Below are 13,914 nucleotides of genomic sequence, written 5' to 3' on the forward strand. Positions count from 1 at the left end.
TTTAAGACGATTCCAGAAGCAGGTCGAGCAGCGTGTTCGTGGACCGGGGCAGCGTGAGGCGGCGGTACTGGGCGTCGACGTCGTGCCAGTCCATGGGTTCGGGCAGCGCGACGCAGCGCCCGCCGCGATGGGCGAGATGGGTCAGCAGGTCGTCATCGGCTGTCTCCAGGCCACTGGAACACGCCAAATGCCAGTCCACGGCTCCGCGCGGAAGCATCCGGGACAGGCGTGCCTCGGCCAGCGCATCCGTGACCGGCCGCGGCAGATGGAAGCCTAGGTATTCGTCCGTATCGTGTTCGGCATGACGATGCCGCAGCGGCCGATAGCGGTTCATGGCGCGCGTATACGTCACGTGCATGTCAGTGAGCTCGTGCATGAACTGCGCGCCGTCGAACACCGGATCCCACAGCACGGCCCGGTTGACCGAGCGCGAGTGCACCGCCGCCTGTGCACCCATCAGGGCGCCGACGCGTAGCCCCAGCAGACGCACGTCGACCAGCCCCGTGTGGTCGGCCAGCCAATCGATCGCGTGGCCGACGCTGTCGACCCAGGCGGTCCAGCTGCGCTCGGTCTGGCGTCCCTGGGAATCGCCGGTGGCAGCGTAGTCGAAGCGCAGCACGTGCGCGTTGCGCCGCGCGGCCGTCTCGGCCAGCTGCCAGCATGCCCGGTACGCGCGCATGTATTCGTGCCCGATGCTCTGACAGATCACCACCGCCGTTTCCGGCGCTGTGGTGTTCATCTCGGCCGGATGGTAGGCGCCGTACAGGCTGTTCGAAGGTCCGAAGAAGAACGGTTGCAAATCGACCTCAGCGACGCTTGCCAAAGCCCAAGCGCGAGATCAGCCCGTTGCCGCCGCCGTTCCGGCTGCCTGGCGGCGGCTCGGCGGGCGATGTCGACGGGCTGTCGTCGGGAACGGGCTCTGCGGGTGCCGACGGCGGCGCGTCGAGGCGAACCGCAAGCTGGGCGAGGCTGTCGAGCATCATGGAACGAACCGGGATGACGCGGTCGTATTGCTCACGCACCGCGGTGACCGCGCGTACCGCGAGCAGCGAATGGCCGCCGAGATCCAGAAACGTGTCGTGTGCCCTGGCCGAGACCTCGAAACCCAGCACCTCCGACCAGACACGCGTGAGCCGCGTCATCGACTCGGGTGATGCCGATACGCCGGCCCCGATGCCCGCGGCCTGAGCGGCGCGGCGGTCGGCGAACGGGTTGGGCAGGCCGGCCCGGTCGAGCTTGCCGTTGGGCAGGGTCGGCCAGTCCGAGACCCGGACGAATTGTTGCGGCACCATGTGCAACGGCAGCCGCTCACGCAGGTAGCGGCGCAGCGCCGCCGGTTCTACCGCTACCGAATCGGCCTGCGGCTGCCAATAGGCCACCAGCTGACGGTCGCCCGGCTCGGCCTCGCGAACGGCCACCGCACAGCGATCCACGCTCGCATGCGATTCGAGCATCGTCTCGATCTCGCCGAGCTCGATCCGAAACCCGCGGATCTTGACCTGATTATCGGCACGGCCGACATATTCGATCTGGCCGTCGGCCCGCCACCGGGCAATATCACCGGTACGATAGACCAAGCCCGAGCCGCCGGCCCATACGTCCGGCACGAAACGAGCCGCGGTGAGATCGTCGCGATCGATATAGCCCGCGGACACCCCGACGCCGCCGATCAGCAGCTCGCCCTCGGCGCCCGCGCCGAGCGCACGGTCCTGTGCATCCACGATATGCACGCGCCAGCCGGCAATGGGCCGGCCGATGCTTGGCGCAGCACCCGGCGTGCGCTCGCCTACCGTGGTGAAGATCGTCGCTTCGGTTGGCCCGTAGACATCCAGCACGCGGGTCACGCCGTTCTGGGCATGCAGTTGTTCGACAAGACTGGCATGGACCGCTTCACCGCCGACACAGACGGTGCGCGCCGTCGCCGGCAGCGTGGCGTGGCGCAATAGCTCGACCATGGCCGAGGGCACACCGCTGACCATGGTCACCTTCGCAGACGGGGGCTCCACCAGCGACAGCAGATTGTCGATAAGTACCAGCGTGCCGCCGGCACACAGCGGTACGAAGATCTCGAACACCGAGAAATCGAAACAGATCGAGGCCGAACCCAGCACGCCTTCGAGCTCCGCGTCGGAGAACGCGGTCCGCGACCAGGCGAGAAATCCGAGCAGATTGCGCTGACGCACAAGCACGCCCTTCGGGCGGCCGGTCGAGCCCGAGGTATAGATGATATAGGCGATGCGGTCTGGATCGACGCCCGGCTCGGGCGGGGCATCCTCGCAGGCCATCGCCTCGTCGATATCGGTGCGTTGCAAGCCCAGATCCGGTACACGGCCGTCGGACAGGATCAGCGGTGCGCCGCTGTCCTCGGCCATGAAGCGCAGTCGCTCGACCGGATAGTCCGGATCCATCGGCACATAGGCCGCACCGGCCTTGAGGATGCCGAACAGGCCGGCGACCATCGCCGGGCCGCGGCTCACGCACAGCCCGACCCGTGCCCCGGGTGCAACGCCCTGGCTCGCGAGCGCGGCCGCGACCGCGTCCGAGGCACGATCCAGACGCGCGTAATCCCAGCGCGCCTCGCCATGGCATACCGCTGTGGCCGTGGGCGTTGCCGTGGCCTGAGCGCGAAACAGCCCGGCGATATCCACCTCGTCGTCGAAGACGATCGGCGCAGGGTTGAAATCCTCCACCGGCGGCGACGGCGCAGACGCCGGGTCCAGCGACAAATCATGCACCATCACGTCGGGCCGCTCGCTCACTTCGCCCAGAATCCGGTCGTAGGCGGCGATCCAGCGGTCGACCACCGCCCCGTCGAACAGATCGGCGTTGTAGTCGCAGTGCAGCAGCAGGCGGTCGTCGTTCTGGGTGAGGTTGAAATGCAGATCGAAATTGACCTGGGTCTTGGGCGCTTCGTGCAGGTCCGCGCTCAGGCCGCTGAATTTCAATGGCTCGCCGGTAGGCGAGAAATTGAACACGACCTCGGCCAGCGGCAGCCGCGCCGGGTCGCGTTCGAGCTTCAGCGCGCGAATGATCTGCCCATAGGTACAGTCGGCATGGATGCAGGCCTGGGTGATCGCATCGCGTACGCGCACCACGACATTCGCAAAGGCTTCGTCGGCAACACAGCTCAGTCGTAGAGGCAGCAGCTGGACACAGTGGCCCACCAGCGCATCGTGGCCTTCCAACGCCTGGCCGGCCACCGGCATGGCGATCACGACCTCCGACTGGCCGGCCAACCGGCACAGCAGCACTGCATAAGCGGCCATGTATACCGAAAATGCGGTGGCGTTCTCGCGCGCCGCACAGGCACGTACTCCGGCCTGTAGAGCGGGCGGGATGTCGTGCAGGCGATTACCGGCCGGTGCGGCATCGGCGCGTTCGCGCGGCGCCCGCGTGGGCAGCGCCAGCGGTGCCGGTGGATCGGCATACAGCGCCGTCCAGTAAGCCAGCTGGCGTGTGCTTTCCTGAACCCGATCGAACTGGGCGCGGGCATAACGGGAGAACGGGATGGGCGTCGCGAGCTCGGCCGGCCGGGCGTCCACGCGTGCTGAATATAACGCCGCGAGATCGGCAAACAGCACGACCGCCGACCAGCCGTCGCAAAGCAGGTGGTGCACGACGAGCGCTGCGAAATGGCGCGTGTCGGCTATACGGCAGACCCGCAAACGCATCAGCGGATCGCGACCGGCGAGATCGAAATCCATGCGCCCCAACGCCTGGATCGCGTCCATGGCGTCGGCTTCGGGATCCGCGGCGTCGCGACAGTCGAGCCACTCGACGGGGATCGGCACTGCATCGATACGCCGCTGGGTCTCGCCGTCGCCCGCGAAACGAAGCGACAACGCTTCGTGGCGCTCGGCCATGGCCTGGACCGCGGCTTCGAATGCCACCGGCTCGAGCGCGCCGCACAAATCGAGATACACCAGCTCGTTGTAGGCATGCGCGATCTCCGGGCGCACCGCCTGGGCGAGCCAGATCTCGCGCTGGGCCTCGGTGAGATCGATCGCCTCCCCCACCGCCAGGCCGTCCGGCGCATCCTGCCGGGGCCGCGGCATCCGCGCGACTGCCCGTGCCGGTGCCGCCGCCTCGTCGTGAGCCACGGCATCCACGGTGGGCATGAAGCCGGCGGCCTGCAGCGCGACGACGCTGTCGCGCACGACTTCGGCGACGCGGGCGATGTCGGCGTCGCTGTGGGCGATGGAGAAAAAGCAGTTCTGACCGCCGTCGCGGATATAGATGCCTTCGGCGAGCATGCGATAGAACATCAGCTGCACGAACGGCTGGTCGCCCGGCACGTCGAAGCGGAACCAGGAGCTGAAACAGCGGATGCGCACCGGCACGCCGCGCCCGGAGAAGAACGCGTTGAGTTCGTCGGCGAAGGCCGCAGTACGCCGGTCCAGATCGGCCTGCAGTCGGCCGCCGTCGGATTCGAGGAAATCGAGAACGGCATCGGCGGCAGCCATGACCAGCGGGTGCCGCACGAACGTGCCGGCGAAGAAGGTCATCGGGGCTTCCGGCACGGAGTCGTCACCGTAGTCCCAGGCCCCGCCGTCGATGCTGTCCAGCCAGCGCGACTTGCCGGCCAGCGCGCCGATCGGCAAACCGCCGCCCACGATCTTGCCGTAGGTGCACATGTCCGCATCAATACCCCAGAGCCCGTTCAGTCCGTCGGGGGCGCAACGAAAGCCGGTAATCACCTCGTCGAGAATGAGCGCCGCCCCGGATTGCGCGGTGATCCGGCGCAGCTCACGCACGAACTCGACGGGCTGCACCTCCGGATGCCGGCTCTGTACCGGTTCGACCAGTATCGCGGCGATCTCGTCGATATGTGCGCGCACGATATCGAGCGAGGCCGGCTGGCCGTAGTCGAGCACGATGGCGTTGTCGACCGAGGCCTGGACGATGCCGGGTGCTGCCGGGCGCGTCGACAGCGTATCGTCGGCCAGGTGGGCCCGGCCGAGCACCTCGTCGAATGTGCCGTGATAGTCGCCGGTGAAGTAGACGATCTTGTTCTTGCCGGTCACCGTGCGCGCACAGCGCAGCGCGGCCATAACGGCTTCCGAGCCGGTGTTGCAGAACGTCACGCGCTCCTGGCCGACGATACGACAGAATTTTTCGGCAACCCGCGGGGCGAGCGGCGTCTGTGGGCCCGTCTCGAAGCCGCGCTGCAGCTGGGCCTGCACGGCATCGACCACCACCGGGTGGGAATGGCCCAGAAAGCCGATGCCGAAGCCCATGGTGATATCGATGTATTCATTGCCGTCGATATCGATCATGCGCGCGCCGTGGGTCCGGTCGGCCGCGATCTGATAGACCAGCTCCTTCCAGCTGCGGCGGAAGTTGGCGACGCCGCGCGGATCGGCCAGGTGCCGGCGCGCCTTTGCGGCCAGCCGCTTGGAAGCGTTCGTGCGCCGGGTCAGATCGTCGATCAGACTGTCGAGAAACGCCTGCTGAGCGTTGTCGAGGCCGCCGTCGCGATCGACGTTGATCCGTTTGTAGGGCCCGAATCGATCGGCGGATGTCGCCGCCAGATTGCGGCCCTGCGCCGCGCGATCGATGCGGGCGTGCACGACCGGTGATGACGATACGGCTGGCGCCGCCTCGCCGCGCTCGCCGACTTGGCCGCCCTGGCCGCCCAGTACGGCCAGCTGCTGGCGCATGATCTCCAGCTGCTGCTCGATCAGGCGTTCGGTCGCCCCGCCGCCGGCGCTCGTGCTGGCATTGACCGGAATCGGACCGGCCGGTATCGGAGCGCCCGGCCCATTTGTTTGTTCGATCATGGGCGCCTTGGCCGGCGCCGTGGGCGGCTCGAACCGGCCGGCGGGCAGGTTGGCGTCCAGATGCGCGCCGAGACGCGCCAGGGTGTTGAGTTCGTCAAGCAATTGCCTGAAGCGCAGGTTGATCTCGAAACGTTGCGAGATCTCGGCGGCGACCTGGGTAAGAAACAGCGAATCCATGCCCAGCGCGGCAAAGCTGCGGTCAGCCTCGTCGGCCCCGATCGTGATACCGGACAGCGTGTGAAAGATGTCGCGCAGGGTGTCGCGCAGATACGCCGCGCGATCGGGCGGCGAGCCACCGGCCGGAGGCAACGACGGCGGCGCAGCCGCGGTGGCCGTCTCGGGCGTGTCGATCGCATGCCCGCCGGAAGACGTAACCGGCGCCGGCGCTGCGCGGTCGACACCGGCGGCAAGCGGCGGCTCGATCCAGTGTCTTTCGCGTTCGAACGGATACGTCGGCAGATGCACACGCCGCCGCGGATGGGTTTCGGTTTCGAACACGCCGTGCCAGTCCGGCGTCACCCCGGCGGCCCAGAGCTCGCCCACGGCGGCCAGCATCGCCCGGTCAGCCGGCGTTTCGCTCGCGGCATGGCCCTGACTGGCCACACACAGCGGCGCGCGACCGTCGATGCGATGCTGGCGCGCCACCGCGCTGAGGTTCTGGCTCGGGCCGCATTCGATATAGACCCGCGCCGGATCTTCCAGCAGACGCTCGAAAGCCGGCGAAAAACGCACGGTCGAGCGGAGCTGGTCGGCCCAGTAGGCCGGGTCGGTAGCCTGGCCGGCCTCCATCCAGTCGGCCGTCCGACACGACACCAGAGCGGCCCCGGGCGCGGCCAGCGCGGCCTGGCGCAAGGTCTGCATGAACGGCTCCAGTACACCGTCCATCATCGGTGAGTGAAAGGCGTGCGATGTATGCAGACGAATCGGCTCCTCGCCGTCGTCGGCCAGCCGACCGGCGAGCGCATCGATCGCGGCATCCGGGCCGGAGACGATACACAGCGCCGGGCCGTTGACCGCCGCCAGCGCGATCTCGTCGGACAGCAGCGGCGCAACGTCGGCTTCGCTGCGCCGTACGGCAAGCATCGAACCGCCGGGCATGTCGGCCATCAGCCCGGCCCGCACCGCCAGGATGCGACAGGCCTCGGCTTCGGTGAACACGCCGGCCAGACAGGCGGCGACGAACTCGCCCACGCTGTGGCCGAGCATTGCCTGCGGCTCGATGCCCCACTGGGCCCACAGCCGCGCCAGCGCGAGTTCGACGACGAACAGTGCCGGTTGCGCGATGCCGGTATCGCGCAGCCGGGCATCGGCGTCCGCATCGGGGGTGTCGGGGTAGAGCAGCGTTCGGATATCCACGCCGAGATCGCCGACAAGGAGCTCGGCCAGGCGATCGATGGTGTCGCGGAAGACGCCGGGCCGTTCGTAGAGTGCACGTGCCATACCGGGGTGCTGTGCACCCTGGCCTGGAAACAGAAACGCGACCGGCGGCTGGTCGGCCTCGGTGGGCGCAACCTGCTCGGCGCGCTTGGCGGCCGTACGCAGCGCCTGGGCAGCTTCGGAGGCGTTGGCGGCTACCACACTGACACGGTGGCTCATCTCGGCGCGGCCGATGGCCAGCGTCCAGGCGACATCGGCCATGGGCGCATCGGTATGTTCCTCGAGCCAGTCGGCGAGATCGAGACAGCGCCGTGCCAGTGCCGGTGCGCTTTTCGCCGACAACACCAGCAGCTGAGCGGCGCCGGGCGCAGGCACACTCGCCTGCGGCGCCGGTGCCTGTTCGACCACGACATGCGCGTTGGTTCCGCCTACGCCGAACGACGATACGCCGGCCACACGCAGCCCGTCGGCGGGCCAGTCGCTCAGCTGTGCGGCCACCCGGAACGGCGAACCGTCGAAGGCGATACGCGGGTTCGGCTCGCTGTAATGCAACGTGGCCGGGATCTTGCCGTGGCGCAGCGCCTGGATGGTCTTGATTAGACCCGCCGCACCGGCCGCCGCATCCAGGTGGCCGACGTTCGACTTGACCGAGCCCAGCATCACCTGCCCGACCGCGTCGCTCTTGCGACGCCAGGCCTGGGTCAGGCCATCGATTTCGATCGGGTCCCCCAGCGGGGTGGCGGTGCCATGGGTTTCCACATAGCCGATCTCGTCGGGGTGCACATCGGCCACGGCCTGGGCCATGGCGACGACTTCGCCCTGACCGGCCGCGCTGGGCGCACCGTAGCTGACCTTGTCGGCGCCGTCGTTGTTGATCGCACTACCGCGGATGACCGCGAGCATCTCGTCGCCGTCGGTGAGCGCGTCTTCGTAGCGCTTGAGCACGAACACACCCAGCCCGCTCGAGAACACGGTGCCGCAGGCCCGTGCGTCGAACGGACGACAGTGACCGTCGAGCGAGCGGATCCCCCCCTCCTGGGCGATATAGCCCTGTGCCTGTGGCAGACCGATGGACACGCCGCCGGCGATGGCGATATCGCTTTCGAAGGCCAGCAGGCTCTGGCACGCCATATGAACCGCTACGAGCGCCGTCGAGCAGGCGGTCTGTACGTTCACGGCCGGGCCGCGCAGGTCGAACTTGTAGGCGGTACGGCTGGGTAGATAATCCTTGCCGCTGGCGATCATGGCGGCGAACGCCTCGGGCGTGCGTAACTTGACCTGATTCTCGATCGCCTGACGATCGGCCAGCATGTGATAGAGCATGTACTGCTCCATGTTGCCGGCACCGGCGAATACGCCGATCGGGCCGTCGAAGCGCTTCGGATCGACGCCGGCCTGCTCGAGTGCCCCCCAGGCCGATTCGAGCCACAGCCGTTGCTGCGGATCGAGCGTGGCCGCTTCGCGCGGTGCGAAACCGAAAAAGCGCGCATCGAACAGATCGACATCGTCGAGCATGCCGCGTGCGGTCACGAAATCGGCCCGCGCCATCAGGCGGTCGATATCCGGCTCGTAGGGACGCAACTGATCGGCGTTGAGCGCGACGATCGATTCACGCCCGGCAAGCAGATTGGCCCAGAATTCGTCGGTGTTCCGCGCGCCCGGAAAACGACCGCCCATGCCCACGACGGCAATACGTTGTGCATTGTCCCCCATGCCTGATGCCCCCTGGTGACTAACGTCCGGTGCGCGGGCGGCGCGACAGTGCGGCCCGACGTTTGGCGGCGCGTGAATCCAGCGCCTGTCGCTGCTCGTTATCGGCCGTGGCACCACTGGGATCCAGTCGCTCGGCCAACTGCCGGATCGTGGCGTGCCGGAACAGTTCGGCAACCGTCAATGATTCGGAAAAACGGGTCTCGAGCGTGCCGCGCACGGTAACGATGCGCAGCGAATCGCCGCCCACATCGAAGAAATTGTCGTCGATGCCCGGCGACTCGATACCCAGCACGGTGCACCAGATGTCGGCAATGGCGCGTTCGATATCGTTGCGTGGTGCCACATAACGCGTCCCGGTCGCCACGCGCTGGGGCGCGGGCGCGGGCAGCGCATTGCGATCGATCTTGCCGTTCTGGGTCATCGGCAGCCGGTCCAGCTCGACAAACAGCGCAGGCAACATGTGCGCGGGCAGTCTCGCGGCCAGGTAATCGCGCAGTGCGGCGGTGTCGGTCGGCGTGTTGAGGCGGACATAGGCCACCAGCCGGTCGCCGCCCTCATGGCGCAGGATGACGGCGGCATGGTCGACCGCGTCGTGTCCGGCCAGTGCCGCCTCGATCTCGCCCAGTTCGATGCGAAAGCCGCGCAGCTTGACCTGGTTGTCCATGCGCCCGCAGATCAGCAGGCGGGCCGAACCGTCGGCCTGACGATGCCAACGCACGCGGTCGCCGCTGTGGTAGAGACGCATCGGGGGATGTCCCGGATGGACCGAGACCTCGATAAAGCGTTCGGCGGTCAGCTCCGGGCGGCCGAAATAACCCTGGGCCACGCAATCGCCGCCGATCAGCAGTTCGCCGGTCACCCCGGGGGCGACGATGCGATTGTGCGTGTCGACCACGTAGTAAAAGGTGTTCGCCGTCTGGGTGCCGATATGGATCGGCCCGTCGTCGACCGGGTCGCCGCTGCAGTAGACGGTGGTTTCCGTGGGCCCGTACAGATTCCAGAGCTCGAAGCCGGGCCCGGCATGGGCACGCAGATCCTCGGACAGCGCCGGGTCGAGGGTCTCGCCTCCGACCATGGCCTTGCAGCGGCCGGGCGGCTGCCAGCCGGCCATGCGCAGCAGTCGGTAGGTGGTGGGCGTCGCCTGGATCACGTCGATCGTATGGCGTTCGATCAGCTCGGCCAGGCGTCGGCCGTCGAGTACCTCGTCCATATCCGCGATCACGGTGGCCGCGCCGACCACCAGCGGCAGGAACAGCTCGACCAAAGAGATATCGAACGACAGCGTGGTCACCGCCAGAATCCGCTGCTCAGCCGCCAGCCCGGGGCGCTCGGCCATGGACTCGAGGAAGTTCATGACGTTGCGATGGGTGACGACCACGCCCTTCGGCCGTCCCGTCGAACCTGAGGTAAAGATCACGTGGGCCGGCGTGTCCGGCCCGATCGTCACCGGAACGAAACCGGCCACGTCTCCGGATACCGCCATGTCGTCGTCCATGAGCAGACACGGCAGATCGGATGGCGGCAGACCGTCTGCCACAGCGCGTTCCGTCAGAATCAAGTGCGCCTGTGCATCACTCCACATCAGCGCAAGGCGCTCGGCCGGATAGCGTGGATCGCAGGGCACGTAGGCCGCACCGGCGCGCTGCACGGCGCAGGTGGCGATCACCATCCGCTCGCTGCGACCCACGGCCACGGCGACCCGATCACCCGGTTTTACCCCAGCCTTCTGCAGGCGCGCGGCCAAGGCATCGACGGCCTGTTTGAGCTCGGCATAGCTGGTCCGCGTGTCACCGCTGACGACTGCGATGCGCTCGGGCGCCGCCTCGGCCTGTGCGGCCATCGCATCGTAGATGCAGGCGTACGGCCCGGGCGCGCGTTCGGTGCGGTTCCAGCGTTCCAGATGATCGGCCACGTCGCGCGGCGTCTGCCAGGCCAGATCGGCGACTCGCACGTCGGGCCCGCGTACGGCCATATCCTCCAGTAGTACCACCAGGCGATCGATCAGATCATCGGCAATCGACGGCTCGACGAGCCTCCGATCGTATTCGAGCGTGAGCTGCAGCGCGTCGCCGCCGTAGCCGAGCAGCGTCAACGGGTAGCCGGTGAACTGTTTGAGCGTGAACCGCCAGCGACTGTCTCCGACGGTGCCGGCCACCGCATCGGCGACCGCGCCGTCCAATGTCCGGTAATCGTAGACGACTACCGACTGCAACGGGCTCGGCCCACCCAGCGCATCGGTCTGGCGCATAATTTCGCCCAGACCGATACGCTCGTGTTCCCGTCCCGCGCGCGTGGCATCGCGTGCGGCCTGCATGATCTCGATCGCCGTGGATTCCGGCGCGATCGGCAGGCGCTTGGGCACGGTGGTGATGAACAGCCCTACGATATCCGTGCCGCCTGCCAACCCCGCTGGGCGGCCGCCGCGGGTCACGCCGAACACCACGTCCCTAGAGTGCGTGTGCCGCCAGAGCAGAATCGCCCAGGCGGTTTCCAGAAGTCCGGCCCAGCCCACCACGCGCCCTCGCGCAATGCGCGTCAGCGCGGCGGTGGTTGTCGTCGACAGATGCCGATCGCAACGGCCACTGCCGGTGCGCCCCCTGTCGTCCCGATGGTCGGGTACGGGCGACCAGGGCAACGGGGTCGGGGCCGACAAGCCTGCAAGATAGTTTCGCCAGTAGCCACGGCAAGGCTCATCGTCCTGGCTCTGGAGCCAGTGAACGAATTCACCGAACTGTCGCGGCGCGGGCAGCTCGGGCAGCGGATTGTCGTTGCGCAGCGCGTGGTAGTACTGCATGAGCTCGCGCACGATGAGAACGAACGAACGACCATCGGCCAGGATATGATGAAACGTCCACAGCACGCGCCATTCCGTCTCGCCGACACGAATCACGGTCAGGCGCATGGCCGGTGCCGAGCCGAGATCGAAAGGCTCTAGCGCATCTGTGGCGGTTGCCTGCGCCAGCACATCCGGCCGCCCCCGACTATCGAGGTATTGCGTGGGCACCTCGGCGCGGGCCTGGACAATCTGTACGGGTGCCTGTCTGCCCGACCATTCAAAACGGGTCCGCAGAATATCGTGGCGATCGATCACCTTCGCCCAGGCCGCCGCGAAAGCCGGCTCGTCCAGGCGCTCGTCGATGGTCAGAACAACCTGTTCGACGTTCGAGCTAGCCTCGGGGTCGGCCAACGTCTGATACAGCATGCCCTGCTGCATCGGCGTCAAGGCGTATTCGCCGGCCACTGCTGCGTGCTCAGCCATAGGATGCACAACCAGCGAGGACCGCTGCTCCGAACGCCACCGTCGGCTGCACGACAGCGGTATACACGGCGCCACGATCTCGCCGCATCAGACGCAACCTATGCAAGGCCAAGCCAAAGAATGCGACACCGCTCCCCCATCGTGCGCAATCACGCCGCATCATGATACGCGATTTAACCGGGTTGCAACATATTGGGCGGACGAATTCCAACGCCTGATCGACCCGCATATGCGCGAGCTAGCGCGCGGACACACGCCCGAGCAGAGGCGTTCTTCTTGCGACATGGCCGGGGACACAAACCAATCGAAACAGGTCGTCCCTGCCCACCCGGAACCGGCCCCGTATGCCCTGCTATTCCGGACGGACCGTTGCCCTAACTCTTGGGCGCGTCGCTTGATGCCGGATCGTTGGAGCCGCCGTCCGGGGCGCTTGCACGGACCATTGCGCAATCGCGGTGGGTGGCGCCGTCGACAATCATGTCGGCCGTTTTGTCCTCGCGCAACTCGATACGGTTGCCGTGATCGTCGGCATACGCACTGCTGCTCTGGCCGGCCGACTCCGAATCCAGAGTGAGCCGGCGGTTGCCCATGCGTAACAGCACGCGACCCTCGCCTGCGCCGACCTGGGCGAAAAAGCCGTCAGGACACTGATACCGCTCAAACACGAGTGACGACTCGTCGACCAGTCGTGTCAAGGCCAGCGAGACCGGCGCGCTCTGTTGCAGCGGCTGGATCCGAGCGGTTTCACGGGTTGTCCATTCGACATCGCCCTGGGCATCGAGAATCTGCGCCCTCAGCGCATAGCTGCCCTCGGGATTGATCAGGTTCCGGGCGACCTCGAAATCGAACCGAATCGGCTTGGACTTCAGGTTGTGCAGCGTACGCTCGGCCACGATCCGCTTTTCCGCGCCCTCGGGGCCGCGTTCGAACATGCTCACGCGGGCGGTTGCACCATCGCCGATCTCATCGGCGTTGAAGACCAGTTCACCCGAGACCTTGATCGGCCCGGTGTCACCGCCGCTGCAGGCGGCCAATCCCGCGCACGCCGAGAAAATGAGCGCGTAAAGCGCATAGCGGCTTAGAGTTTTTCTAAATGGCATCGAGCATCTTGGTCAATCAATTGAAAACGCGAGGATCTGGCTGATCTGGCAATAGTCGCGAGACGACTCTGCGGCCCAGCCATTGAATCGCTGCTGAATGGCCTGCAGATCCGCCACGCGCGTGGTCTTTCCGTTATGTGCGCCCCACTCGGCCAATCCACGGACCACCCAGCTCGTCAGCATGAACGTATCCTTACCGCACATGCGCAAAAACGACGGTGCGGACTGGCCGCCCAGCTGAGTGAAACGGCGCCGTAATTCGAGCCACAGATCGACGATTTCGTCTTCCGGCCATTCGGCCAACCAGAATCCGAAACTTCCGTACTCGGCGATGATCGCCTGCATGGCGCGCGCGTTATCGCGAACGGCGAATATCTTCTGCCGATGCCGGATGAGGCGCTCGTCGGTGGCAAGACGGCGCAGATCCGTGTCGTCGAGCGAAGCCACCGCGGCCAGATCGAAATCGTCGAAGGCGATCTCGAACGCCGGCCAGCGCGCATCGACAAGCCGATGCGTCAGTCCGGCACGAAATATGCGCCGGGACATGACCGACAGATAACGATCGTCGCCGATCATGGCCAGAGACTCGGGGGGCTCTGCGCGGGTCAGCCGGGCTTCGAGCGCCTCGCGTCCGCCGCAACGCGCGATGGCCGCCGCTTCGATCGTATCGAATGTGGTCGTCATT

5 protein-coding genes are annotated in these 13,914 nt (G+C 66.8%); all 5 read right to left on the bottom strand.

Going from position 1 to position 13,914, the window contains the following annotated elements:
* Window position 1: 1 nt before the first annotated feature.
* A complete protein-coding gene (locus T31B1_RS08365; protein WP_353249029.1) occupies window positions 2-799 on the bottom strand; it encodes an alpha/beta hydrolase family protein in 798 nt (265 codons plus the stop codon).
* Between the two features lie 7 nt (window positions 800-806).
* The gene (locus T31B1_RS08370; RefSeq protein ID WP_353249030.1) at window positions 807-8,870 is read right to left on the bottom strand and encodes a non-ribosomal peptide synthetase/type I polyketide synthase; all 8,064 of its coding nucleotides are present in this window, start codon (window positions 8,868-8,870) and stop codon (window positions 807-809) included.
* 19 nt (window positions 8,871-8,889) lie between these two features.
* Window positions 8,890-12,129, bottom strand: coding sequence for a non-ribosomal peptide synthetase (locus T31B1_RS08375; protein ID WP_353249031.1), 3,240 nt, complete (start codon window positions 12,127-12,129; stop codon window positions 8,890-8,892).
* 374 nt (window positions 12,130-12,503) lie between these two features.
* Window positions 12,504-13,229, bottom strand: coding sequence for a YbaY family lipoprotein (locus tag T31B1_RS08380; protein WP_353249032.1), 726 nt, complete (start codon window positions 13,227-13,229; stop codon window positions 12,504-12,506).
* Window positions 13,230-13,241: 12 nt separating this feature from the next.
* Window positions 13,242-13,913: a DNA-3-methyladenine glycosylase I gene (locus T31B1_RS08385; protein WP_353249033.1), complete on the bottom strand. Its 672-nt coding sequence runs from the start codon at window positions 13,911-13,913 to the stop codon at window positions 13,242-13,244.
* Window position 13,914: the final 1 nt, after the last annotated feature.

It is taken from the genome of Salinisphaera sp. T31B1, from assembly GCF_040361275.1.
GTDB lineage: Bacteria > Pseudomonadota > Gammaproteobacteria > Nevskiales > Salinisphaeraceae > Salinisphaera.